The sequence below is a fragment of the Luteimonas sp. A277 genome (assembly GCF_054052045.1).
This window is the reverse complement of record NZ_JBSVRG010000010.1, coordinates 40098-64663: the sequence shown is the minus strand read 5'-3', so window position 1 is coordinate 64663 and position 24566 is coordinate 40098. Positions and strand designations below refer to the sequence as shown.

Here is a 24566-nt window from a genome sequence, read left to right as displayed (position 1 = left end):
TCGGCTACGCTTTGGCCGATGGCATCTTCGCTCCCTGCCGCCGGCCTCCAGAACGTCCCCGCCCCCAGCACCCGCGGCGTAACCTGCAGCGTGGTGGCGCCGGAAATATTGCGGATGGCCGAGGAGCAGGGGTGAGCGCCCGGCGCCGGCCAGGAATTTTCCGGCGGCTGCTGGGCGGCCTGTTCAAACTGGGCGTGCTGGCCCTGCTGTGGCTGGGCGGGGTGGCGGCGTACATCGCCTGGACCGGTGCGCGCGACCAGGCCGCGCCGGCGGAAGCGATCATCGTGCTGGGCGCCGCGGCCTACGACGCCCGCCCGTCGCCGGTGTTCGAGCAGCGCATCGCCCACGGCATCAACCTGCACGAACAGGGGCTGGCCGAGTGGATCATCTTCACTGGCGGCTTCGGCGGCGAGGGCGCTCGCTTTGCCGAATCGGAAGTGGCGCGGCGCTACGCGATCGAGCGTGGCGTGCCGGAGGAACGGATCCTCATCGAAACCGTCTCGCGTACCACCCGGCAGAATCTGGAACAGGCCGCGATGCTGATGCGCGAGCGCGGCATGCGCAGGGCCATCGTGGTCAGCGATCCGCTGCACATGGCCCGGGCGCTGCGGCTGGCCCGTGGGCAGGGCATCGAGGCACTGGGATCAGCCACCCCCACGACCCGCTTCCGCAGCCTGGAGTCGCGCTGGCAGTTCCTGCTGCGTGAGGTGTATTTCTTCCACCGCGACCGCTGGATCGAGCTGACCAGCGACCGCTGAGCGGCTACAGCTCGCGGCCGTAGCGGGTCATTCCTTCCAGCAGCAGATAGCGGGTGGCGGCGGCGCGTTCGGCCAGTTCGAAATCCTGCAGCACGCCCACCAACTGGCGGAACGAGCGGCAGCGGGCCTCGCGGCTGCGTTGGTCATCACCGGTGGCAACCATGCCCGCGGTGAACCCGTCGTGCACCAGCATGGCCGTCGCGCCCGCACGCCGGAGCACCTGGCTGGCATGGTCCTGGTCGTAGGGCTGCAGCGGGTTCTGCATGCCCGCCACGGCAATCGCGACCGCGGCGTCGGTAAAGCGCGCCCTGCTTTCCGGGCCCAGACCATTGGCCACGCGCTGCAGCCCGACCAGGCTGCGATCGGCGGCCGGATCGAACAGGGCGCACAGCAGCCGCGCCTCCTCATCCGTGGCGGCGGCATGCAGCACCGCCTGGTACAGGCCATCCATGTCACGGTCCGACGCCCGGAGCATCACGTCTTCGGCACCGGCCAGGACCATTGCCGGATCGATCCCGGACAGGTCGATCTCATAGGTGTGCTGCTGCGCGTTGGCGGACAGCGACAGGCAGCTCAGTGACAGGGCAAGCAGCAGTGCGCGCATGGCGGAAACAGTTGGGAGAATGACGGCGCCGAGTGTAGGCAGCGGCACATGAATCGCTCCGGTGTGGCCGCCGGCCACAGGCTATTTGCGCCGGCGGACCGGGATGCGGTCGGCGGGAAAGCTGATCACCTCTTCACCGCCCAGACGGATCGGCGCGCCCGGTTCCGGTGCCCAGGCCATGCCGGTGATCACCTCCCAGCTTGCCGGCAACCTGCCGTTGCCACGCAGCGGTTCGTAGGCCTCGGCGGCGCGCGAGAAGCGGGCCCGCCCGGTCAGGGTGCGGCGACGGCTGGCCAGCGCATTGGTCGCTCCCATCGCACGCAGCTCGCGCATCAGCGTGGGCAGGTCGTCATAGCCGCGCACCATCATCTCGCGGTCGATCACCGGGTCGCGGAAGCCCGACTGCATCAGCGCATCGCCGAAATCGCTGATAGTCACGAACGGGCTCACGTGCGGCGCTTCGTCTGCGGCCGCGAACGCCCCGCGCAGCTCGTGCAGGGTGTCGTGGCCGAAGGTGGACAGCAGCAGCAGGCCGCCCGGCCGCAGCACCCGGCGAAAGCCTGCCAGCGCAGCAGGCAGATCTTCCACCCACTGCAGGCACAGGTTGGAAAACAGCACGTCCACGCTGCCATCGGCCAGCGGCAGGGCTGCCGCGTCGCCGCAGACCCGGTCGATGCCCCGGCGCAGGCCCAGGCCCGCGGCCAGACCGCCACCGGCGCGGCGATCGATCTGCTGCAGCATCGGCAACGCCAGGTCCATCGCCACGACGCGCGCCTTTGGCCAGCGCTTGCGCATGGCGACGGAAGCGTTGCCCGGCCCGGCGCCCAGATCCAGCACGGTGTCCGGCAGGGTGTCGTCCAGGTACATCAGCGATTCGAGCAGCCAGTCCTCGACTTCGCGTTGCAGCCCGGCGGCGGCGGAATAGCCATCGGCGGCGCGGCCGAAAGCGTGGCGGATGTGGCGGGAATCAAACATCTACGGATCCAGTGAGGCTTCAAACCGGCGCAGCGCATTGGCGACCACATCGGCATGGGTGAGAAAGGGGGCGTGACCGGCATGCTCCACCTGTTCGAACTGCGCCCGCGGAGCCAGCGCCGCAGCTTCACGCATGGCGCGCGGATCAACCACGCGGTCGCGGCGGCCGGCCAGCCACAAGCTGGGCACCGGCAGACCCGGCAATGCCGGACGCAGGTCGGCTTCCTGCAGCAGGCGCAGGCCATCGGCCAGCACTCCCGCCGCCGGCTCGCCGCGGGCGAACAGTCCGTCGCGCAGCGTGCGCAACTCTTCCTTGGCGTGATCGGAGCCGAACGCCTCCAGCGCAATGAACCGCTCCAGCGTGCCGCGCCAGTCCTGGCGCAGGCCGGCGGCGAAGTCCTGGAAGATTTCCGGCGACATGCCGTAGCGCCAGCTGCCTTCGCCGGCACCATCGCGGACGAAGCGCGGGCTTGAGCAGAGCAGCGCCACTCCGCGCACCGCCGGCGTGCGTGTCAATGCCGCCTGCAGCGCGAACAGACCACCGAGCGACCAGCCCAGCCACAAAGCGCGCGGCAGCTGGGCCACCAGCGCGTCCACCACCGGTCCCGGCGCCAGCGGCAGCCCGGCCCCGGCGCTGTGGCCGTGCCCGGGCAGATCCACGATGTGCAGGGTGTAATCCGCTGCCAGGCGCTCGACCAGCGGCGCGAACACGCCGCCGTGCATCGCCCAGCCGTGCAGCAGCACCACATCCGGCCCGCTGCCGGTCGTCTCCACGTGCAATGTGCTCATTGCCTGATCATGCTCCCTTGTCGGTACGCAGGACCTGGACCGTCTTCGCGCTGCCGGCCGCGGGCCGCGCCACCGTCCAGGCGAAGGTGATGATCCCGGCAATCACCACCAGCGCGCCGTACATCGACAGCCGGCCGGGCCAGGCTTCACCGAGCAGCAGCGCGCCCAGCAGGACCGCAAATACCACTTCCGAGCCCTGCATGGCCTCCACCCCGCCCAGCGCCAGCGGCTGGTTGCGGACCATGCCGGTGGCCTGGAAAAACAGGATGGTGGCGATCACCCCGGCAAACAATGCCACCCCGGCGGCCAGCCACACGTGCGAGGCCGCCGGAACGCCCGACTGCACTCCGGCGTACAGTGCCACTGCAACCCACAGCGGCTGGCTGGCCAGGGTCATGCCGAACACGCGCTGGGTGGCGTTGAAGTTTTCCCCGCTGCGCTCCAGGTGCAGCAACAGCAGGCGGTTGCCCAGTGGAAACGCGAACGCGGCCACCAGCACGCAGCCCAGCGCCAGCCACGCGGAGCCATCCAGCGGCCAACTGGCGTAGCCGATCTGCATCAGCAGCACCCCCGCCAGGATCACCACCGCCACGGCCAGCCCTGCCGGCGGGATCCGGCGGCGCTCGTCCTTGTACAGAAACGGCGCGCACAGCATGCCGGTAACCACGGTGACCAGGAAGCTGCCGGCCACCAGCCAGGCCGGTCCGCTGGCCGCCGCCAGGCTGAGCATGCAGTAAAACAGCACGAAGCCGATGGCCCCACAGCGGATCCACGCCCACGGATGCGCGGCAATTGCCCGCAGCACCGGCCGCGCGCCGCCCTGGAACCACACCAGCGGCAGCATCAGCGGCAGGGTGATGAGATAACGCAGCGATGCCATCCACGCCCAGTGCCCGCCTTCCAGCGCGCTGGCGCGGTTGAGCACGTAGGTCATGGTGAAAAACAGCGAAGCCAGCAAGGCAACGCCAAGGGCGACCAGCGCGACGCGCGCCGGCGAAGACTCCACGCCCAATGCCGGTGGAGTCATTGCGGCGGGCCCGCCTCAAGTCCGTCGCGCGCCCGCACCAGCGCCTCCACCAGACCGTCCACATGGGCTTCTTCATGCGCCGCGGACAGGGTGATCCGCAGCCGCGCGCGGCCTTCGGGCACGGTGGGTGGGCGGATAGCCGCCACCCAGTAACCCTGCTCCTCCAGCGCCCGCGAGAGGGCCAGCGCGTGGGCATCCTCGCCGCACAGCAACGGCTGGATGGCCGTATCGGAAGGCATCAGCTCGAAGCCGTGGGCCCCCAAACCGCGCCGCAGCCGGTGCACCAGGGCCGCAAGTTTGCCGCGGCGCCAGTGCTCGTGCCGGGCCAGCTTCACCGCCGCCAGCGACGCCGTGGCCAGCGCCGGTGGCAGGGCGGTGGTGTAGATGTAGGGACGCGCGGTACCGGCCAGGTGTTCGATCAGGTCCGCCTCGCCCACCACCGCAGCGCCGTAGCCGCCGAGTGCTTTGCCCAGGGTAACCAGCTGCAGCGGCACCTGCTCCACTCCCAGGCGTGCGGCGGCAACGCTGCCGCGCCCTTCCGGACCCAGCACGCCCACGCCGTGGGCGTCATCCACGTACAGCAGCGCCTGCTGCGAATGGGCCGCCACCGCCAGCTCACGCAGCGGCGCCACGTCGCCATCCATGCTGAACACCCCATCGGTGGCCAGCATGGCCGCTCCGCCGGGCGTGGCCCGCAGCTGGCGCAGCGCCCCGCCGGCATCCCCATGTGGATAGCGGCGCAGGCGGCAGCCGGCCAGCAGCGCGGCGTCGATCAGGCTGGCGTGGTTGAGACGGTCCTGCACGCACACGTCGCCATCGCCCAGCAGCGTCTGCAACACCGCCAGGTTGGCCATGTAGCCATTGCCCAGCAGCAGCGCGCGCGGCGCCTGCAGCCAGTCGGCCAGCTCGCGTTCAAGCAGTTCGTGCTCCTGCGAATGGCCGCAGACCAGGTGCGAAGCCCCGCCCCCGGCACCGGTGCGCATGGCGCCGTCGGCCAGCGCATTGGCCACCGCAAATTGCTGGGCCAAGCCCAGGTAATCATTACCGCAGAAGTTCACCAGCCAGCGGCTCGCACCGCCCTCGGCGGCCAGTTCACAGCGCACGCCGTCGCGGCGGAGCACGGTGCGGCGCGTGCGCAGCCGGTCACGAGCGACGCGCTCGGCCCGCTGCGCGGCAATGCGCGTACGCAGGTTTTCGCGCTCAGACAAGCTGGCGCACCCACACCGCGATCGCGCCCATGGCAATCGCCGGCAGCGTAGCCAGCCCGCCCAGCGAGGTGACCAGGCGTTCACCGGCAGGAATCGGCGCCTCACGCATACGCTGTGCCTGGGCCACCGAGTGCTGCGCCAGCACCAGCACCGACAGCAGCAGCGCCCCCATGAACAGCAGGCCCGCGCCGGCGCCGCGATAGAACAGCACCACGCCCAGCATCACCACGGCCATCGCCGCCAGCCAGCCCAGCGCCGCGGGCGGTCGCTTGCCGGCGCGCAGGCGCGCCCGGAATCCGGCCAGCCCGATCAGTGCCAGCATCACCAGGTACGCCCAGGCGTACCAGGGCATCACGCCGCGCAGGTCCGGGCGCCGGCCACGATATCCGCATGCACGGTGCCGCCGTGGTCATGATCGGCGGCATCGACCTCCACGTGCATCGGCCGCAGCCCCAGGCGCTCAAACAGCGCCAGGTCGCGCTCGGTATCCGGGTTGCCGGTGGTCAGCAGCTTCTCGCCGTAGAAGATCGAGTTGGCCCCGGCCAGGAAGCACAGCGCCTGCAGCTCATCGCTCATCTCTTCCCGTCCTGCAGACAGCCGCACCATCGAGCGCGGCATGAGGATGCGGGCCACCGCAATCGTGCGCACGAATTCGAACGGATCCAGCTCGGCCGCGGTGTTCTTGTCGGCCAGCGGGGTGCCGGCCACCTGCACCAGGCGGTTGATCGGCACCGAATCCGGATGCGCCGGCAGGGTAGCCAGCGCAAACAGCAGGCCGGCGCGCTGGGCGCGCGATTCGCCCATGCCCACGATGCCGCCGCAGCAGGTCTTCAACCCCGCGTCGCGCACGTGGCCGAGGGTGTCCAGGCGATCCTGGAAATCGCGGGTGCCCACGATCTCGTCGTAGAACTCCGGATCGGTGTCAATGTTGTGGTTGTAATAGTCCAGCCCGGCGACCTTGAGCGCAGCGGCCTGTTGGCCCGACAGCATGCCGAGCGTGGCGCAGGTCTCCAGCCCCAGCGCCTTCACCTCGCGGATCATTTCCGCCACCTTGGGGATGTCGCGATCCTTGGGCGAGCGCCAGGCCGCACCCATGCAGAAGCGGCTGGCACCGGCGGCCTTGGCCTGGCGGGCCTTTTCCAGCACCTCGTCGGTGGCCATCAGCTTGGTCGCATCCACGCCGGTGTGATAGCGCTGGGCCTGCGGACAGTAGGCGCAATCCTCCGGGCAGCCGCCGGTCTTCACCGACAGCAGGGTGCTGACCTGGACCTCGGCGGGGTCGAAGTGCGCCCGGTGCACGGTGGCGGCGTGGTGCAGCAGCTCCGGGAAGGGCAGGTCGAACAGCGCTTCGATCTCGGCGCGCGACCAGTCGTTGCGCAGATCGCGGGTTTCACTGACTGCAGGCATGGCGGTTTTCCGATGGAATGGATGGGACAAGCCGGCCAGTCTGGAAAGCATGCCAGCGACTGTCAACCAAACCGGCCGCGAAAAAGTTGACGAGCTGCGTCGCCGGATCGGATTCTGGCTGAGCAACGATGCCACCCGCCTGCTGTGGCCGGGCCGCTGCCTGTCCTGTGGAGAAGGTGGCACCGAGGCCATCGACCTGTGTATTCCCTGCCAGTCCAGCCTGCCGTGGCTTGGGCCCGCCTGCCCGCGCTGCGCATTGCCACTGTCCGCCGTCGGGACGAGCGAGGCCGCTCCATGCAGCGCCTGCCTGGCCAATCCGCCGCCGCTGACCGAAGTGCACGCCCCGTGCCTGTATGCCGCGCCCATCGACCGCCTGCTGCCACGGTTCAAATTCCACCATGACCTGGCCGCAGGCCGGCTGCTGTCCCAACTGATGGCCGAACACTGCTCCGCCCTGCCGCGGCCCGACGCACTGGTCCCGGTGCCGCTGCACCGCGCGCGACTGCGCCAGCGCGGCTATGACCAGGCCCTGGAACTGGCCCGCCCGCTGGCCAGCGCGCTGGGAATTGATGTCCGCGCCGATCTGCTGCGACGGGTGCGCGCCACCGCCCAGCAGACGCGGCTGGATGCCGCCGAACGGGCGGGCAACCTGCATCGCGCATTCCAGGCCAATCCAGCCGACCCACTGCCATCGCACGTGGTGCTGATCGACGATGTCATGACCACGGGGGCCACGCTGCACGCCGCCGCCTACGCCCTGCGCCAGGCCGGCGTGCGCCGCGTCGACGCGTGGATCTGCGCACGCGCGCCTTGACGGCGCGGCGCGGGCAGCGTATCCGGACGGTTGTCATCGGCATGGAGTGTGGCAATGGGATCGAGTTTCCAGATGGGACTGCGCCGCAGTTGGTGGATCTTCCTTCTATATGGACTGCTGGCCATCGTGTTCGGCGTGGCGCTGTTGCTGTGGCCCACGTACTCGGTGATGGCGCTGGTGATGGCCTTCGGCGTGCTGTCGCTGGCCGACGGCCTGGTGAGCCTGCTCAGCGCCATCCGCCGCGACCTGGCCCTGCCACGCTGGCTGCTGGCCGCCTATGCCCTGATATCGATCGGCTTCGGCATTGCCGCGCTCATGTGGCCGGTTCACCTGGCCACCGCCATGCTCTGGGTCATCGCGCTGTGGCTGATCCTGGCCGGCATCGCCCGCATCGTGTTCGCGGTCCAGGTGCGCAAGCTGATCCGTGGGGAATGGCTGCTGGCCCTGAGCGGCGCACTGGCCCTTGCCCTGGGCATCCTGTTCCTGGCGCGCCCGGATATCGGCCTGGTGGCGATCTCGGCCTGGGTGGGGATTGGCGCGCTGTTCTACGGTGCGCTGCAGATCATCACCGGCGTGCGGATGCGATCGCGCACGCGGCTGAACCTCTGAGCACGAGCCAGCGGCGGCGGGTTCAGCCCGGCGTGTAGTCCAGCGCGTAATCCAGCGCTATTCCGGCAAATACCGCCATCCCCACCCAGTGGTTGTGCAGGAACGCGCGGAAACAGGCCTCGCGGTCGCGGTAGCGGGCCAGCAGGAATTCCCACGCCACCAGCGCCAGGGCCACCGCCAGACCGGCCCAGTACAGCGTGCCCAGGCCCACCTGCAGGCCGACCAGCACCAGGGCCAAGAAGAACAGTGTGTACAGCACGCCCTGGGCGACCAGGTCGAGCTCGCCGAACAGGATCGCGGTGGATTTGCTGTTGACGCGGATGTCGTCGTCGCGGTCCACCATCGCGTACCAGGTGTCGTAGGCGGTGGTCCAGAAGATATTGCCCACGTACAGCACCCAGGCCACCGGCGGCACCTCTCCCTGTATCGCCGCGAACGCCATCGGAATAGCCCAGCCGAAGGCCAGCCCCAGGTACACCTGCGGCAGATAGGTATGCCGCTTGAGATAGGGATAAGTGGCGGCCAGCACCAGGCCGATGAAGCTCATAAGGATGGTGAGCCGGTTCATGGTGAGCACCAGCGCGAACGCGGCCAGCATCAGCACCACGAACAGCGCCAGTGCCTCGCGCCCCGACACCGCCCCCGTGGCCAGCGGCCGGTCGCGGGTGCGCTTCACATGCGGGTCCAGCCAGCGGTCGGCGTAATCGTTGATCACGCAGCCGGCCGAACGGGTCAGCCATACGCCTGCGCTGAACACGAACAGGATCCACGGCGGCGGAAACCCGTCGGCCGCCAGCCACAGCGCCCACCAGGTGGGCCACAGCAGCAGCAGCCAGCCGATCGGCCGGTCCGCACGCATCAGTTTCCAGTACAGCGCCAGCCGCGAGGGCGCAGGGGGAGGCGGGGGTGCGGCGTATCGTTCGTATTCCACCGCGAAAGCGTAGCAAGAAGGAGCGCGATTGCCCCGCACCCTACGAGATCCGGCTGGAGTCGCTCGTCGGCTCGGTCAGCGCCTGTGGCCCGGATGCGGGCTCGGTATGCAGGGCGGTGGTGTGGCGCTCGATCATCCGCCGGACCCGGGGCCCGTCGGGCCCGCGATGCAGCGCGCGCAGGTGCGCCGGTATGGTCGCGTCGTCGTGGGTGAGGCGGCTGTTGTGGCGGATGTAGTCCAGCCAGGTCGGCGTCTCGTAGCGCTCGATCCAGATCTCCGGATCGGCGAGATCGCGCAGCACCCGCCAGTTGCGCGCACCATCGCGGCGGCGCATGCGGCGTCGCTCCGCCATCGCGCCGAGGAACTCCAGCACGTCCTCTTCACCGATGATGTACTCGACCGTGACCACCACCGGCCCGGTCCGCGGCTGTACCGGGACCGCGGTGGCAGGCTCCTTCCAGCGGCTCAGCGGATCGAGGTTGAGTTCGGTCAGCCGCGCCAGCGGGAACCGGAGGCCAAGCAGTGCACAGGCGACCATGACCGCCGCCGCCGCCAGCAGCGCCGTGCGCACGTCGGCGTTGTCGGCGACGAAACCCCACAGCCAGCTTCCCAGCGCCATGCCGCCGAACGCGGCCATCTGGTACAGCGACAGCGCGCGCGCCACCACCCAGCGCGGCGTGGACAGCTGCACCGTCACGTTGAAGGTCGACATCGCCAGCACCCATGCGGCGCCACCAAGCAGCAGCGCGGCCATCGTCAGCAGCAGAAAGCCGCTCAGGGCGGCGATGGCCGCGGCGGCCGCGAACGCGACGCAGGCGCCGCGGACCAGGCCTTCGGTCGACAGCACCTCGCGCAGGCGCGTGCTGCCCATCGCGCCAGAGACGGCTCCCACCCCGAATGCCCCGAGCAGCAACCCATAGGTCAACGGACCGCCACCGACCAGGTCCTGGGTCACCAGTGGCATGAGCGCCATGATCGCGCTCGCGCCGACGCCGAAGACGGCGGCGCGTCCCAGGATGGTGCGCACGGCCGGCGACATCGCCACGTAGCGCACGCCCGCGGCCATCGCGCCCCCGAGCGCTTCCCGCGGCAGCAGGCGCGGGGTCCGCTTCGGGCGCCAGCGCGCCAGCACCACGACCAGGGCGACGTAGCTGGCGGCATTGACCGCAAACGCGGCCGCGGCGCCCGCAACGGCAACGATAGCGCCACCGACCGCCGGCCCGACGCTGCGCGCGATGTTGAAGCCCATGCTGTTGAGGGTGACCGCGCCAGGCAGCTCCCCGCGCGGCACCATGTCGCCGACGGACGCCTGCCACGCCGGCGAATTGAACGCCGCGCCGCAGCCGATCAGGAAGGTGAAGAGCAGCAGCAGCCACGGCGTGATAAGGCCCAACCACGCGCAGACCGACAGCGCGACCGACACCACCAGCATGAACACCTGCGCCGCCAGCATCATCTTGCGGCGGTCGAAGTTGTCCGCCATCGCGCCGGCCACCAGCGAGAACAGCATCACCGGCAGCGTGACCGAGGCCTGCACCAGCGCCACCATATCGGCCGACTGCGCGATCGAAAGCATCAGCCAGGCCGCGCCGACCGACTGGATCATGCCGCCGAAGTGCGAGGAGACGCTCGCGAACCAGACCTTGCGGAAGATCGGATAGCGCATCGCCGACAGCGTCGTCGGACGCTGCACTGGATCAGGTGGAGTCGATACGTTCTGCGCCATCACGAGCCTGGCTGAAGGGAACGACGGCAATGGTACCGGTGGCCGCCCGCCGAGCGGCACTTCAGCCCGCGGATGCAAGCCCGCTACGCGAACGCTCGCAACATCCGGCCGAATAGTGGAAAATGGCCGTCTGCGCGCCTGTAGCTCAGCTGGATAGAGTAGTGGCTTCCGAAGCCATTGGTCGGGGGTTCGAATCCCTCCAGGCGCGCCATTTCCTGCGGATATTTCGTCGGGTCGGGATTCCCGGCCCGATCGCACAGCGATCGTGCGTTCGCTCGACGCGCGAACCAGTGGTTCGCAGACGCGTCGGACTCACCCCTCCAGGCGCGCCATTTCCTGACCCGCGGAATCACTGCGCGGCGCTGCCACAGCGCCAGGCGGCGGCAGCTGCTGCGCCAAAATAAGTTCGGCCAAGGCGAATGGTTCGAACTCGCGCCCGCGTGTTCTATACTTACCCGTCAGCTGTGGCCGGGCGGCCACGCGCCAGAACGGTGTCCCGTGCGCAATTACGACCTCGACTTCCTGAAGAAATTCTCTCTGGTGATCCTGTTCCTGGCGGTGATAACCGGGGGACTGATCTGGTTGGCTGCGGCGCTGCACCGTTCGGTGCCACCGCAGCCGTCAGAGACCGCAAACTTGGCCCGGCTTGAGCGTATTGCTCCGATAGGGTCTGTCTATGCCGGTTCCACCGGCGCGGCGGCGCAGGCCGCGGCGGCAGCTGCGGCGCAAGCCTCGGCAGCCTCGCAGGTGGCCTACGGCGGCACCCTGGACGGCGGCGAGATCTACAGCAACCTCTGCGCTGGCTGCCACACCAGCGGCGCCGGCGGCTCGCCCACCCTCACCCAGGCCGAGTGGGCGCCGCGTATTGCCCAGGGCCGCGACACCCTGGTCCAGCACGCCATCGAAGGCTTTACCGGCAACACCGGCTTCATGCCTGCCCGCGGCGGCAACCCTGCGCTGAGCGACGAGCAGGTGATCGCTTCGGTCGACTGGATGCTGGAAAACATCCAGTAAGCCAGCCAAAAGCACCATCGACGAACGCCGCCTCCGGGCGGCGTTTTCGTGCCCGGAACATCACTTTCGACTGCCGCAAGCCATGACCATGCAAGCCATCACCCCCCTGCTATCCGTTGCCTTGGCCAGCCTGCTGGCTGCGGCCTGCTCCCAGCCCTCCGCCGATCCCGGCGCCGCCGCGGTGGTCCTGATCGGCACGGTCCAGGGCGATGGCGAGCGCAGCCCGCTGGAAGGCGAGGAGGTGACGGTGGAAGGCGTAGTGACCGGCAACTTCGGCAAGCACCTGGGGGGCTGGTTCCTGCAGGACGCGGGCGACGGAGACCCGGCCACCTCCGACGCACTGTTTGTACTCAGCGATGGAGATTCACCGGTGCGCCGCGGTGACAGGCTGCGGGTACGCGGCCGGGTGCTGGAACATGGAGAGGGCGACGCCACCCTGACCGCACTGCAGCCGGTTGAGCAGGAAACACTGGAGGCCGACGCCAGGGTGGAGCCACTGGTCCTGCACGGGCCACCCGAAGACTGGGAACGTCTGGAAGGCATGCACATCTGGATCCAGGCACCACTGGCCATCAGCGGCCATCGTGACTTGGCCCGGGAAGGCGTGCTGGTGGCCAGCTTCGACGGACGCCTGCCCGCGCCCACCGAAGTCGCCCTTCCCGGCGAGGACGCTCGCCTCGTGGCAGCGGACAACGCCCGTCGCAGCGTGCTGATCGACGATGCCATGCAGGACCGGGATCCACGCCAGATCTGGTATCTGCCGGAAGACAACCAGACCCCGCGCACCGGCAGCGTGCTGACCGGCGTACAGGCCGTGGTCGACCAGCGTGACGGCCAGTACCGGCTGCAGCTGCTCGACAAGCCGGTCCTGCACCCGGCACCGCGCCCGCAGCCACCGGAGGTGGAAGGCGACCTGCGCCTGGCGGTGTTCAACCTTGAAAACCTGTTCAACGGCGACGGCCGGGGCGGTGATTTCCCCACCGCACGCGGGGCGCGCAGCGCCGATGAGTACGCCCGCCAGCTGGCGCGCCTGCAGGCCAGCCTGCAAATGCTGGCGCCCGACATCGTGGCGTTGATGGAGCTGGAAAACGACGGCTACGGCCCGGACTCGAGCATCGCCCAGCTGGCCACGGCGCTGGGCCCGGACTGGCGCTACGTGGATGCCGGCGAAGGCCCCGGCGAGGACGCCATCCGGGTCGGCCTGCTGTATCGCGCCTCGGCGGTGGAGCCGGTGGGCGCGCCGGCCACGCTGGAAGGCGGCCCTTTCGGAACCCGCAGCCGGGTGCCGCTGGCGCAGGCGTTCCGCGCCGGCGGGGGACCGGTGTTCACCGTGGTCGCCAACCACTTCAAATCCAAGGGCTGCGGTGAAGCCGTCGGCCTCAACCGCGACCAGGACGATGGCCAGGGCTGCTGGAATGCGCTGCGCACGGATTCCGCGCGACGCCTGGTGGAATGGTTGGCCACTGACCCGACCGGGTCGGGCACGGGGCTCGCCGCCCTCGTCGGAGATCTGAACTCATACGGCATGGAGGATCCGATCCGCCTGCTGCGCGATTCCGGCTGGCTCGACGTGTTTGAAGGCCGCGAATCGTACAGCTATGTCTTCGCTGCCCAGGCCGGACGCCTGACCCACGCCTTCCTCAGCCCGGAGTTCGCCGACCGGCTGCGCGCAGCGGCGACCTGGCACAGCAACTCCGACGAACCGACCAACGTCGGCTATCGTGCCGCCAACGGCGATCAACCGCTGGAAAATCCGTGGCGAAGCTCGGATCACGATCCGGTCATTATCGGCGTAGATGCGCGCCTTCCCTGACCGGAAAACCTTGCCTGAACACCGGATCGCCTATCATTTCGATCATGACTACCCCCAATTTCCCCATCCAGTCGGGCGCGCTTTCGCTGCCCGGCCCCTCCGGCGCGCTGGAAGTGGCCGTCGATTTTCCCGATGACGATGTGGCGGCACTGCCGCTCACCGTGATCGTCTGTCACCCGCTGCCCACCGAGGGCGGCACCATGCACAACAAGGTCGTGACCATGACCGGGCGCTCGCTGCGCGAGCTGGGCGCGACCACCGTGCGCTTCAACTTCCGCGGCACGGGTGACTCTGAAGGCACGTTCGACGAAGGCCGCGGCGAGGTCGAAGACCTGCGCGCCGTGGCCGCCTGGGTGCGCGAACAGCGCCCCGGCCAGCGCCTGTGGCTGGCCGGCTTCAGCTTCGGCGCCTACGTGAGCCTGGCCGCCGCGGCGCAGATCGAGCCCGGCATGCTGATTTCCATCGCCCCGCCCGCCGGGCGCTGGGATTTCGATGCCATCCAGCTGCCCACCTGCCCGTGGCTGGTGATCCAGGGCGAAGAAGACGAGATCGTCGATCCGCAGGCGGTGTACGACTGGCTGGACAAGATCGACGCCACCTCCGAGCTGGTGCGCATTCCCGACAGCGGGCATTTCTTCCATCGCAAGCTGATGGACCTGCGCGGTGCGGTCAAGAACGGAGTGCGCCAGCACCTGCCGGCCGCCGAAGCGTGACCCCGGGACGGCGATGACCCCAACGCAGGCCTACGACGCCGGCGTTGCCGAAGGCAGCTGGCAGGACGATCCGGCCCAGCGCGCGGTGCTTGTGGAGCTGGACCGCATCCACGCTGCCGTGTCGCGGCCCGCACCGCGGCGCGGCCTGCTGGACCGGCTGCGCGGCGCCGGCACGGACGAGCCCATCGAAGGCCTGTACCTGTGGGGCGGCGTGGGCCGCGGCAAGACCTTCCTGGTCGACCTGCTGCATGCCGGCCTGCCGCTTCCCGACCTCAAGGGCGCCGACCTGGCGGCCGCTGGGGTAACCGGCCATGCGCGCGGCGCCGGCGCCGGCGAGCCCGGCAAGTACCGCACCCACTTCCACCGTTTCATGCGCCAGGTGCACGAGCAGCTGCAGGCGCACGGCGGCGAACGCGACCGCCTGGCCCTGATCGTGCAGGGGTGGCGCCGCGCCGGCCTGCGGGTGCTGGTGCTGGACGAGTTCTTCGTCGGCGACATCGGCGACGCCATGATCCTGGCGCGCCTGCTGGAGCGGATGTTCGCCGAAGGCATCGTGCTGGTGACCACCTCCAACGTGGCCCCGCCCGACCTGTACCGCGACGGCCTGCAGCGCGCGCGCTTCATGCCGGCGATCGACCTGATCCAGGCCCACTGCCGTGCGCTGCATATCGAAAGCGAGACCGACTACCGCCTGCGGGCGCTGACCCGATCGCCGGTCTACCGCACTCCGCTGGATGAAGGCGCCGAAGCCTGGCTGCAGGCACGCTGGCGCGAGCTGGGCGGCAGCCAGGCCCACCGCGATGGTGGCATCGAGCTGGAAGGGCGCCGGATCGCGGTACGTGCCCGCTGCCCGGGCATGGCGTGGTTTGATTTTGACGTCCTCTGCGAAGGTCCGCGCGGCTCCAGCGACTACATCGGGATCGGGCGCGAATTCCACACCCTGCTGCTGGGCGGCATCCCGGTACTGGACGAGCGGCGCGACGACGCCGCGCGCCGCTTCGTCAACCTGGTCGACGAACTCTACGACCGCCACGTCAACCTGGTCTGCACCGCCGCCGCCGAGCCGCCCGCGCTGTATGCCGGCGAACGCCTGGCCGGGGCGTTCGAGCGCACCGCCTCGCGGCTGATCGAAATGCGCAGCGCCGAGTATCTGGCCAGTCCGCACCGGCCCTGAGCGCCACCCCCACATTTTGCGTTGACAAATTCCCGGACCACGATATGTTGTGTCCGTCGGTTCCGGCGAGCGCTACCCGCCGGATGAAAAGGGAAGCCGGTGAAGCCGTTCCACTCAGGATCGGCCATTCCGGCGCTGCCCCGCAGCGGTAACTGGGAACGACCCCGCCACACAGCACTGGAGCCACCTGGGTTCCGGGAAGCGGCGGGCAAGGTGGAGGCCACGGGCCTCCGTGCCCATGAGTCCGAAGACCTGCCGACAGCCGCGCGCAAGCACGTCGCGCGGTGCCGGCTGCGGAATCTCCGGGGGGAGATGGCTGGCGAAGCACGCGCGCGGCCTCCGCTTTCCGGGAGGCTGTCGCTGCCCCTGCGACGCCGCTTTCCCATCCTGTGACGAATCCGCCCGCCCGAGGGGGCGAGGCCGCGACGACGCCTGCGTCGGCGCGCGCCCGTGCCCTTCACCGCCTGTCGGGGACAGGTGGATGTGCGCAACCGATCCGGGAGACATCCATGAGCAGCAACGACAGCGCCACCCTCACCACCACTGCAGGGACTCCCGCGGCGGACAACACCGCGGCCGCCCCCGCCACCTCCGGCCCCGCGGACTCGATTCCCTGCCCCCGCAGCGCCAGCCCGGTCCCGGCCAGCGGTCCCGACCCGGTCGGTGCCGGCACGGCCACCTGGATCACCAAGGAAGCCGGGAACCGCCGCATGCCCTACGACCGCGCCCGGCTGGAACGCGCCATCGACCGGATCCACGCCGAGTTCCAGCAGCTGGACATCGCCGCCTACAAGGCCGCCGTGTTCGGCTTCGTCGAACGCAAGCAGGCGGTCAACGCCGACGACCTGGTCGACCACCTGATCCGCGAAGCGGAAGCCCGCGTGGACGTGACCGCGCCGGAGTGGGAGATGTTCGCCGCGCGCATCTACCTGCACCGGCTGTACAAGCGCGCCAGCCGCAACCGCTTCTACGACGTGGGCGAGAAGTACGGTTCCTACGTGGGCCTGCAGGAGAGCCTGGCCGACCGCAACATCTATTCCAACGACATCCTGCGCGCCTACTCCAAAGAGGAGCTGGAGGAGGCCGGGCGGATGATCGAACCCGACCGCGACCGGCTGTTCACCTACAACGGCCTGTACCTGCTGGCCACCCGCTACCTGGCCACCGACACCAGCCGGGCGGTGTATGAGCTGCCGCAGGAGCGCTGGCTGACCATTGCCCTGTACCTGATGCAGGACGAGGGCGGCAGTGCCCCGGGCAGGCGCGAGCGGCGCATGCAGCTGGTGGGCGAGGCCTACTGGGCGCTGTCGAACCTGTACATGACCGTGGCCACGCCCACGCTGCAGAACGCCGGCAAGGTGGGCGGCCAGCTGTCGAGCTGCTTCATCGACACGGTCGAGGACTCGCTGCAGGGCATCTACGACTCCAATACCGACATCGCCCGCGTGTCCAAGGGCGGCGGCGGCGTGGGCGCCTACATGGGCTACGTGCGCGCGTCGGGCTCGGCGATCCGCGGCGTGCCCAACTCCTCCGGCGGTGTGGTGCCATGGATCAAGCAGCTCAACAACACCGCCGTCTCGGTCGACCAGCTGGGCCAGCGCAAGGGCGCCGTCGCCGTGTACCTGGACGTCTGGCACCGCGACATCGAGGCCTTCCTCGACCTGCGCCTGAACAACGGCGACCAGCGCCTGCGCGCGCACGACGTGTTCACCTCGGTGTGCATCCCGGACATCTTCATGGAGGCGGTCGAGCGCCGCGGCGACTGGTACCTGTTCGACCCGCACGAGGTGCAGCGGATCAAGGGCTGGTACCTGCAGGACTTCTTCGACGAAAAGAAGGGCGAGGGCAGCTTCCGCACGAAGTACGAAGAGGTGGTGGCCGACGAGCGCATCAGCCGGCGCACGGTGAAGGCGATCGACATCTTCAAGCGGATCATGGTGAGCCAGCTGGAAACCGGAAACCCGTTCATGTTCTACCGGGACGAGGTCAACCGGAAGAATCCGAACAAGCATGCCGGCATGGTGTATTCGTCCAACCTGTGCACGGAGATCCTGCAGAACATGAGCCCCACCCGGCTCATGCAGGAGATCATCTCCGGCAACCAGATCGTGACCACCCGCCAGGCCGGCGACTTCGTGGTCTGCAACCTGTCATCGATCAACCTGGGCCGCGCGATCGTGCCGCAGGACGCGCAGTGCGACCTGATCACCGACGTGCTCGAACGACTGATCCCGATCCAGGTGCGCATGCTCGACAACGTGATCGACCTCAACCAGCTGCCGGTCCTCCAGGCCACCATCACCAACCACAAGTACCGGGCAATTGGCCTTGGCACCTTCGGCTGGCACCACCTGCTGGCCCTCAAGGGCATCCACTGGGACACGCCCGAAGCCGAGGAATTCAGCGACACGCTGTACGAGCGCATCAACCAGCTCACCATCCAGGCCAGCATGGAACTGGCCAGGGAGAAGGGCGCCTATCCGGCGTTCGCCGGCAGCGACTGGCACACCGGCGCCTACTTCCGCGACCGCGGCTACAACGATCCCCGGTGGCTGGACCTGTCGGCCCAGGTAGCGGTCAACGGCCTGCGCAACGGCTGGCTGATGGCGGTGGCGCCGAACATGAGCACCGCCCAGATCGCCGGCTCGACCGCATCGATCGATCCCGTCTACTCCGCGTTCTATTACGAGGAAAAGAAGGACTACCGCCGCCCGGTCGCCGCACCGGGACTGTCTCTGGAGACCTGGCCGTATTACGAGAAGGGCGGCTATCGCCTGGACCAGTTCGCCAGCGTGCGCCAGAACGCCCGTCGCCAGCGCCATATCGACCAGTCGATCAGCTTCAACTTCTACGTGCCCAGCACCATCCGCGCCAGCACCCTGCTGGAGCTGCACATGAGCGCATGGCGCGAGGGGCTGAAAACCACCTACTACGTGCGCTCCAACGACATCGACATCAGCGAATGCGAGTGGTGCACGTAGGTCGGGCTACGCCCCCGACACGCATTGATCGCGCGTCACGACTGTAGGAGCGCGCCATGCGCGCGATGCCGCGTGAATCCTGTCCGCGCGACGGGGCTTCGGCCAGATCGCTGTCGCCGGCGCCCCGCCGCAATGCCATGTGTCACGCGGCATCGCGCGCATGGCGCGCTCCTACGAAATCCGGATTGAAAGCACCTGCACCCAACGAAAACACGAGACCGAACATCATGTCCGCCACTGCACCGACCACCTCTACGCCCCTCGAGCGCATCCGCATCCTCGAGCCGCGCCATCCCAACCGCTCCACCGGCATCATCAACGGCCGCACCAGCGGCATCCTCAACTGGAACGACATTCCCTATCCGTCGTTCTACCGCGCCTACAAGGAGCTCTCGACCAACTTCTGGATCCCGGACGAGGTCGACATGAAAAGCGATGCCAAGGAATACGGCGACCTGTCCGCGCGCGAGAAAAACGCCTACGACTCGATCATCGGGCTTCTGGCCACTCTCGATTCGCCGCAGACGCGCTTCATCTACAACGTCGCCGAGTACATCACCGACCCGGCCGCGCACGCCAACGCGGCGATCATCGGCCAGCAGGAGGTGATCCACAACGAGAGCTACAGCTATGTGCTGGCCTCGATCACCGACCTGGAGAACCAGAAGCGGATCTTCGAGATCGCCCGCACCCACCCCACCATCATCAAGCGCAACGCGCCGATCATGGGGTCGTATGACGACTTCATGCGCGACAAGACCGCCGAGACCCTGCTGCGTTCGCTGATCCAGTCCTCGATCCTGGAAGGGATCAACTTCTATTCCGGCTTCGCCTATTTCTACAACCTGGTGCGCCAGAACCGGATGGCCGGCACCGGCAAGATCATCAGCTTCATCAACCGCGACGAGCTGGCCCACACCAAGTTCATCAGCGAGGTGATCCGCGCCATCGTTGGCGAGAACCCGGAGCTGCAGACCGACGAACTGACCGACTACGTCCACGGCGCCTTCCGCCACGCGGTGGACCTGGAAATGCAGTGGACCGGCGAGGTGCTGGACGGCATCGACGGCATCAACGTGGACGAAATGATCCGCTACGTGCAGTACCGCGCCAACAAGATGGCCGGGATGCTCGGCATCGAAAGCCTCTATCCGGATTCGACCGACAACGTGATGCCGTGGATCCGGGCCTACGCCGACAACTTCACCGAGACCAAGACCGACTTCTTCGAGATGCGCAACGCGTCGTACAAGAAGACCAACGTCGACAACGGCTTCGACGACCTGTAGTCCGATCCGATGCGCATCCTGATTGCCTACACATCCCTGAGCGGCAACACCCGCGACGTCGCCCGCATGGTGCAGGCGCGCTGCGAGGCGCGCGGCCACGCGGTCACCTGGATCGAGACCGACATCCAGGGCCTGACCACGGCCGGCGACGACCCGCGCCACGACCTCTACCTGCTCGGCGCCTGGAGCGACAACGCCGGCCGCACGCCGCCGGAGATGAAGCGCTTCATCGCCGAGCTGGTGGAAGCGGTCGGCAAGCCGCGGCAGCTGGCGGTGTTCGGCACCGGCGAGACCCAGTGGGGCGAGGATTACTACTGCGGCGCGGTGCGGCGCATGGCCACGTTCTTCGATACCGGCTACCCGCGCCTGGAGATCGAGCAGATGCCGCACGGCAACCGCGACACGCTGAAGATCGAGCGCTGGACCGACCACGTCCTGGCCATCGCCGGCGACCCCGGCGCCACCCACACCACCATCGACAAGGCCACGCCCCATGCAGACCCTGCACGCCTCATCCGCTGACGACTACCGCACCGCCCTCGCCACCCACCCGCGGCTGCTGGTCGGCTACTCCAAGGACAACTGCCCCGGCTGCAGGATGCTGGAGATGTCGCTGCACAAGTTCGCCGCCACCGCGGATGTCGAGGGCGTGGCGCTGCTGAAGGTGAAGCTGGAAACCGTCGGCGAGGACTTTTTCCGCGGCCTGGGCCTGCGCCAGACCCCAACCCTGTCGCTGTTCCGCGACGGCGTGGAAGCCGCGCGGCTGCCGGGATTCCAGTCGCCGGAGCAGATCGCGCACGCGGTCCACGCCCATTTCGCCGGGGTCCCGGCATGATCCCGGCACCGGGCCCTGCCCCCACCGAGGCACGGCTGCTGGAAATCGTGTTCCCCGACCACACCAACCACCTGGGCACCCTGTTCGGCGGCCAGGCGCTGGCGTGGATGGACAAGGCCGCCTTCATCGCCGCCTCGCGCTATGCCCGGCGCACTGTGGTCACGGCGAGCTCGGACCAGGTCGACTTCAAACTGCCGATCCGCCAGGGGCAGCTGGTGGAGACGATCGCCCGGGTGGTGGCGGTGGGCCGCACCTCAATACAGGTACAGGTCGAGCTGGTGGCCGAGGACCTGCTCAGCGGTGAACGCAGGATCTGCACCCGCGGCCGTTTCGTGATGATTGCGCTCGATGCCGGGGGCACTCCGACACCGGTTCCGGCGCTGCGCTGACCCTCCAATCTGAACAGCCCGGACCCGGCCAGGGGAAGCCGCTCCTATAATCCCCGATCCCAGTGGCACCGCGACCGGACAGCCTGGCCTGTCCGTCCGGCTGCCGCCACCTTCATGCCAGCATTCGCCGGCACCTGATCCGCCCCGCATGGGCGTGAGCGGCCCGGAGGGTCGCTCACGCCCATGCGCGCTGCCCACGGAGATGGTCCATGACCCGTGAAGACCTGCTCGCTTCCCTACGCACCGCGCTTGCCCAGCCCGGTTCCGACACCTTTGCCACCCTTGCAGACCAGGTCCATCCAGCAGACCTGGCCCTGGCCCTGCGTGACTTCGACGCGGACGGGATCCGCCGGCTGCTGCTCACCGTGGCCCCGACCCCGCGCGCCCGGCTCTTCGGCTACCTGGAACCCGACCAGCAGGCCGGGGTCGCCCTGCTGATGGACCGGCACAGCCGCATCCAGCTCCTGGAGCGCCTGTCCCCCGACGATCGCGCCGACCTCTACAACACCCTTCCCGAAGACGCCCGCGAAGCGCTGATGCCGGCCCTGGCCCAGGCCGACCGGGAGGACATCGTCCGCCTTGCCTCCTTCCCGGAAGGCACCGTGGGCGCGCTGATGACAAGCGAGTACGCGCTGCTGCACCCGGGCCTGAATGCCCGCGAGGCGGTGGAGCACCTGCGGCGCGAGGCGCCGGACAAGGAAACCATCTACCACGCCTATGTGGTGGACCAGCAGCGGCGCCTGCTGGGGGTGGTTTCGCTGCGCGATCTGATCGTCGCCTCCGCCGCCACCAGCGTGGAAACGCTGATGACCCGCGACGTGGTGTCGGTACAGGCCAACGCACCCGTGCGCGAAGCGATCAAGGCCATCGACCACTACGATCTGCTGGCAGTGCCGGTGACCGACGATGGCCACGCCCTGGTCGGCATCGTCACTGTCGACGACGTGCTCGACTCGGCCGAAGACGAAGCCACCGAGGACTTCCACAAGGGCGGCGGCAGCCTGCCGCTCAAGAGCACCAGCCTGCTGGGCGCCTCCGCCTGGCTGCTGTATCGCAAGCGGGTGTTCTGGCTGGTGGTTCTGGTGTTCGGGAACCTGCTTTCAAGCGCCGGCATCGCCCATTTCGAGGAAGTCATCACCAACTACATCGCGCTGGTGTTCTTCCTGCCCCTGCTGATCGGCTCCGGCGGCAACGCCGGTTCCCAGGCCTCCACGCTGATGGTGCGCTCGCTGGCCACGGGCGACGTGAAGATGCGTGACTGGGGCCGGATGCTGGGCCGCGAGTTCGGCGTGGCCGCGCTGCTGGGACTGACCATGGCGGTGGCGGTGGCGCCCATCGGCATCTATCGCGGCGGCTATGAGATCGCGCTGACCACGTCGCTTTCGATGGTCCTGATCGTGCTCACCGGCAGCGTCGTAGGCATGTCGCTGCCGTTCCTGCTGTCACGGCTGCGGCTGGATCCGGCCACCTCCAGCGCACCCCTGATCACCTCCATCTGCGATGCGATCGGGGTCGTCATCTACCTGTCCATCGCCGTCGCCATACTTGGCGCCCCGGGGGCGGGCGCCGGCTGAGGCAGGCGGCGGGCATGAAAAAGGCCGGCGCGAATCCGCGCCGGCCTACTTGCCACCTGCCGCTGCCGCCGATCAGGCGATCGAAGCGCGATAGATCGATTCGATCGAGTCGTCCAGTGCGCTGTTGAACCCGTCGTCGCTCTGCTGGGCGGTCAGGCCTTCGGTCAGCGCGCGGCTGAAGCTGGCGATGACGCCGGGGTTCTTTGCCAGCTTCTCGTTGGCATCGGCGCGGCTGTAACCGCCCGAGAGCGCCACCACCTTCAGCACGGCCGGATGATCGACGATCTCCTGGAAGAAACCATCAACGCTCGGCAGGGTCAGCTTGAAGATCACCGGGTTGTCGGCGCTGTAGCGCGACAGGCGCTCGAGGATGCCCTTCTTCATCTCGACCTCGATCGCTTCCTTGTCGGCCGCCTTGATGTCCACTTCCGGCTCAAGGATCGGCACCAGGCCGGCGTCCAGCACCTGCTGGCCCACGTCGAACTGCTGGTCGAGCACGTCGGCGATGCCCTTGGCATTGTTCGACTTGATCACCGAGCGCTCCTTGGTGCCGAACACGCCCTTGGCCTTGGCCTTGGCGAGCAGTTCGGACAGGCCCGGCATCGGCTTCATCAGCTGCACGCCGTTGGCCTCGTCCTCAAGACCCTTGTCGATCTTCAGGAACGGCACCACGCCCTTGGTCTGCCACAGGTAGGTGGCGGCGTCCTGGCCTTCGAAGCTGTCATCCAGGGTACGCTCGAACAGGATCGCGCCCACCACGCGGTCGGCGTTGAACGCCGGGCTGGCGACGATGCGGGTGCGCATCTGGTGCACCAGATCGAACATTTCCTCGTCGCTGGACCACGCCGACGGCTCGATGCCGTAAAGGCCAAGCGCCCGGGGGGTGCTGCCGCCGCTCTGGTCGAGCGCTGCGATGAAACCCTTGCCGGAACCGATCCTGTCACGCTGCTGCTGATTGATTGCCACGTCGATATCCTGTCGTCTGGTGGAGGGGAAGGCGGTCACACTCCGCAACCTGCAATGATACCTTGCCGCCGGCAGGGAGGCCCGCTGCCGGCCCCGGACGGGCCCGCAACGGCGCCATTTTCGCGGAGCGGGACGTTCTCCGGACCCTTTTCGCGAAGAGCTCGTGCTCCTGGCCGTCACCACCCGGCCCGGCGGATAGGTCCGGCTCATGCCCGACCTGTAAAATGGCCGTCTTTTGGCCGCTGATGTGATGCAAGTCCCGGTTTCCGCGCCCGGCGCGCCAACCTTCATCCGCCTGCTCGCCCGGGCGTCCGGCACACCGGCCGCAGCGCCTGCGCTGCCGCTCGCGCGCCAGCTGGGTGAGTGGATCGACTGGACGCGGGCGGTCAGCCTGTCGCGGGCGCTGGATGGCGAGGTGCAGCCTGCCGAGCCCGGCGCCACGCCCGATCACGACACCCTGCTGGAGGACTGCGCGCGCATCCGCGCCGAGCTGGAGGAATCCATCCACAAAGGCCCGACCCCGACTCGCGCCGGCGCCGGCTTCGCGCCCTGGCAGCAGCACGTGGTGGCGATGCAGCGCGCCATGCAGACCGCCACCGGCTACCTGCGCGGAGACCTGCGCGAACTGCTGGCCGCCGGCTCGCCCTCCCAGGCCCGGCTGGCCGAGGTGGACGCCGCCATGGAAGCGGCGCTGAGCCCGCGCGAACACGCGCTGCTGCAGCCGGTGGCGGCGGCGCTGGCCGCGCGCTTCGAGCATCTGGAAAAAAGCGCCGCAGCAAGCGCCACCCCGGATGCGGCGGCGCCAGCACCGGATGCGGCGGCGCCAGCACCTGATTCCGAAACCGCCCCATCCACATGGGCAACGACCTTCCACCACGAACTGCGCGACCTGCTGCTGGCCGAGCTGGACCTGCGCTTCCAACCCGTCGAAGGCCTGCTTGCAGCCCTTCGCAGCCCCTGATCAAGGACA

The 24566-nt window shown here is 68.7% G+C and carries 24 protein-coding genes, 1 tRNA gene and 1 riboswitch; of the genes, 15 read left to right on the top strand and 10 right to left on the bottom strand.

The genetic code is table 11. The features are described 5' to 3' along the window. Positions 1 to 107 precede the first annotated feature (107 nt). Entirely contained in the window at positions 108 to 758 is a 651-nt protein-coding gene (locus ACW7G2_RS11110; RefSeq protein WP_456975896.1) for a YdcF family protein, read from the top strand. 4 nt (positions 759 to 762) lie between these two features. Here the strand turns inward: ACW7G2_RS11110 and ACW7G2_RS11105 are convergent, their stop codons facing one another. The 7 genes from ACW7G2_RS11105 to bioB all read right to left on the bottom strand — a co-directional run bounded on the left by ACW7G2_RS11105 (position 763) and on the right by bioB (position 6768). Then, positions 763 to 1362, bottom strand: coding sequence for a hypothetical protein (locus tag ACW7G2_RS11105; protein WP_456975721.1), 600 nt, complete (start codon positions 1360 to 1362; stop codon positions 763 to 765). An 81-nt stretch (positions 1363 to 1443) separates the two neighbouring features. Further along, complete coding sequence (gene bioC, locus ACW7G2_RS11100) at positions 1444 to 2337, bottom strand: malonyl-ACP O-methyltransferase BioC (RefSeq protein ID WP_456975719.1); 894 nt, start codon at positions 2335 to 2337, stop codon at positions 1444 to 1446. Continuing rightward, positions 2338 to 3117, bottom strand: a complete 780-nt coding sequence (gene bioH / locus ACW7G2_RS11095; protein ID WP_456975894.1) for a pimeloyl-ACP methyl ester esterase BioH — start codon at positions 3115 to 3117, stop codon at positions 2338 to 2340. 16 nt (positions 3118 to 3133) lie between these two features. Next, positions 3134 to 4153 carry a multidrug resistance efflux transporter family protein gene (locus ACW7G2_RS11090; protein WP_456975717.1) on the bottom strand — a complete coding sequence of 340 codons (1020 nt, stop codon included), beginning with the start codon at positions 4151 to 4153 and terminating at the stop codon, positions 3134 to 3136. Then, complete coding sequence (gene bioF / locus ACW7G2_RS11085; protein WP_456975715.1) at positions 4150 to 5361, bottom strand: 8-amino-7-oxononanoate synthase; 1212 nt, start codon at positions 5359 to 5361, stop codon at positions 4150 to 4152. The genes ACW7G2_RS11090 and bioF overlap by 4 nt, the downstream gene beginning before the upstream one ends. Continuing rightward, entirely contained in the window at positions 5354 to 5716 is a 363-nt protein-coding gene (locus ACW7G2_RS11080; protein WP_456975713.1) for a hypothetical protein, read from the bottom strand. Before ACW7G2_RS11080 ends, bioF begins: the two co-directional genes overlap by 8 nt. Continuing rightward, complete coding sequence (gene bioB / locus ACW7G2_RS11075; RefSeq protein WP_456975711.1) at positions 5713 to 6768, bottom strand: biotin synthase BioB; 1056 nt, start codon at positions 6766 to 6768, stop codon at positions 5713 to 5715. Before bioB ends, ACW7G2_RS11080 begins: the two co-directional genes overlap by 4 nt. Positions 6769 to 6817: 49 nt before the next feature. Between bioB and ACW7G2_RS11070 the strand changes: the two genes are divergently transcribed. Both ACW7G2_RS11070 and ACW7G2_RS11065 read left to right on the top strand, forming a co-directional pair. Next, positions 6818 to 7582 carry a ComF family protein gene (locus ACW7G2_RS11070; protein ID WP_456975709.1) on the top strand — a complete coding sequence of 255 codons (765 nt, stop codon included), beginning with the start codon at positions 6818 to 6820 and terminating at the stop codon, positions 7580 to 7582. Between the two features lie 54 nt (positions 7583 to 7636). Then, positions 7637 to 8191 (top strand): HdeD family acid-resistance protein, encoded by a 555-nt coding sequence (locus ACW7G2_RS11065; RefSeq protein WP_456975707.1) that lies wholly within the window; start codon positions 7637 to 7639, stop codon positions 8189 to 8191. A 22-nt stretch (positions 8192 to 8213) separates the two neighbouring features. On the opposite strand, the gene ubiA is transcribed toward ACW7G2_RS11065, so the two are convergent. Both ubiA and ACW7G2_RS11055 read right to left on the bottom strand, forming a co-directional pair. After that, complete coding sequence (gene ubiA / locus ACW7G2_RS11060; RefSeq protein ID WP_456975705.1) at positions 8214 to 9122, bottom strand: 4-hydroxybenzoate octaprenyltransferase; 909 nt, start codon at positions 9120 to 9122, stop codon at positions 8214 to 8216. 40 nt (positions 9123 to 9162) lie between these two features. Beyond that, entirely contained in the window at positions 9163 to 10848 is a 1686-nt protein-coding gene (locus tag ACW7G2_RS11055; RefSeq protein WP_456975703.1) for an MFS transporter, read from the bottom strand. Between the two features lie 134 nt (positions 10849 to 10982). Between ACW7G2_RS11055 and ACW7G2_RS11050 the strand changes: the two genes are divergently transcribed. The 11 genes from ACW7G2_RS11050 to mgtE all read left to right on the top strand — a co-directional run bounded on the left by ACW7G2_RS11050 (position 10983) and on the right by mgtE (position 22630). Beyond that, positions 10983 to 11059 (top strand) — tRNA-Arg (locus ACW7G2_RS11050). Positions 11060 to 11346: 287 nt separating this feature from the next. Further along, a complete protein-coding gene (locus ACW7G2_RS11045; RefSeq protein ID WP_456975701.1) occupies positions 11347 to 11862 on the top strand; it encodes a c-type cytochrome in 516 nt (171 codons plus the stop codon). An 82-nt stretch (positions 11863 to 11944) separates the two neighbouring features. Beyond that, positions 11945 to 13675 carry an ExeM/NucH family extracellular endonuclease gene (locus ACW7G2_RS11040; protein WP_456975699.1) on the top strand — a complete coding sequence of 577 codons (1731 nt, stop codon included), beginning with the start codon at positions 11945 to 11947 and terminating at the stop codon, positions 13673 to 13675. A 44-nt stretch (positions 13676 to 13719) separates the two neighbouring features. After that, on the top strand, positions 13720 to 14388 hold the full coding sequence (locus tag ACW7G2_RS11035; RefSeq protein WP_456975697.1) for an alpha/beta hydrolase: 669 nt from the start codon (positions 13720 to 13722) through the stop codon (positions 14386 to 14388). Positions 14389 to 14401: 13 nt separating this feature from the next. After that, the gene (zapE, locus tag ACW7G2_RS11030) at positions 14402 to 15562 is read left to right on the top strand and encodes a cell division protein ZapE (protein ID WP_456975695.1); all 1161 of its coding nucleotides are present in this window, start codon (positions 14402 to 14404) and stop codon (positions 15560 to 15562) included. Positions 15563 to 15602: 40 nt separating this feature from the next. Beyond that, a riboswitch (cobalamin riboswitch) is annotated at positions 15603 to 15836 on the top strand. A 235-nt stretch (positions 15837 to 16071) separates the two neighbouring features. Further along, complete coding sequence (locus ACW7G2_RS11025) at positions 16072 to 18543, top strand: ribonucleoside-diphosphate reductase subunit alpha (RefSeq protein ID WP_456975693.1); 2472 nt, start codon at positions 16072 to 16074, stop codon at positions 18541 to 18543. Positions 18544 to 18770: 227 nt separating this feature from the next. Beyond that, positions 18771 to 19832 (top strand): ribonucleotide-diphosphate reductase subunit beta, encoded by a 1062-nt coding sequence (locus tag ACW7G2_RS11020; RefSeq protein ID WP_456975691.1) that lies wholly within the window; start codon positions 18771 to 18773, stop codon positions 19830 to 19832. Between the two features lie 9 nt (positions 19833 to 19841). Beyond that, entirely contained in the window at positions 19842 to 20354 is a 513-nt protein-coding gene (locus ACW7G2_RS11015; protein WP_456975689.1) for a flavodoxin, read from the top strand. Continuing rightward, a complete protein-coding gene (locus tag ACW7G2_RS11010) occupies positions 20326 to 20667 on the top strand; it encodes a thioredoxin family protein (protein ID WP_456975687.1) in 342 nt (113 codons plus the stop codon). Before ACW7G2_RS11015 ends, ACW7G2_RS11010 begins: the two co-directional genes overlap by 29 nt. After that, positions 20664 to 21056 (top strand): acyl-CoA thioesterase, encoded by a 393-nt coding sequence (locus tag ACW7G2_RS11005; protein ID WP_456975685.1) that lies wholly within the window; start codon positions 20664 to 20666, stop codon positions 21054 to 21056. The genes ACW7G2_RS11010 and ACW7G2_RS11005 overlap by 4 nt, the downstream gene beginning before the upstream one ends. Before the next feature lie 209 nt (positions 21057 to 21265). Beyond that, a complete protein-coding gene (gene mgtE, locus ACW7G2_RS11000) occupies positions 21266 to 22630 on the top strand; it encodes a magnesium transporter (RefSeq protein ID WP_456975683.1) in 1365 nt (454 codons plus the stop codon). A gap of 72 nt (positions 22631 to 22702) precedes the next feature. Here the strand turns inward: mgtE and ACW7G2_RS10995 are convergent, their stop codons facing one another. After that, entirely contained in the window at positions 22703 to 23596 is an 894-nt protein-coding gene (locus ACW7G2_RS10995; RefSeq protein WP_456975681.1) for a fructose bisphosphate aldolase, read from the bottom strand. 235 nt (positions 23597 to 23831) lie between these two features. On the opposite strand from ACW7G2_RS10995, the gene ACW7G2_RS10990 reads away from it, so the two are divergent. Further along, the gene (locus ACW7G2_RS10990) at positions 23832 to 24557 is read left to right on the top strand and encodes a DUF3348 family protein (RefSeq protein WP_456975679.1); all 726 of its coding nucleotides are present in this window, start codon (positions 23832 to 23834) and stop codon (positions 24555 to 24557) included. The last annotated feature ends 9 nt before the right edge of the window (positions 24558 to 24566 follow it).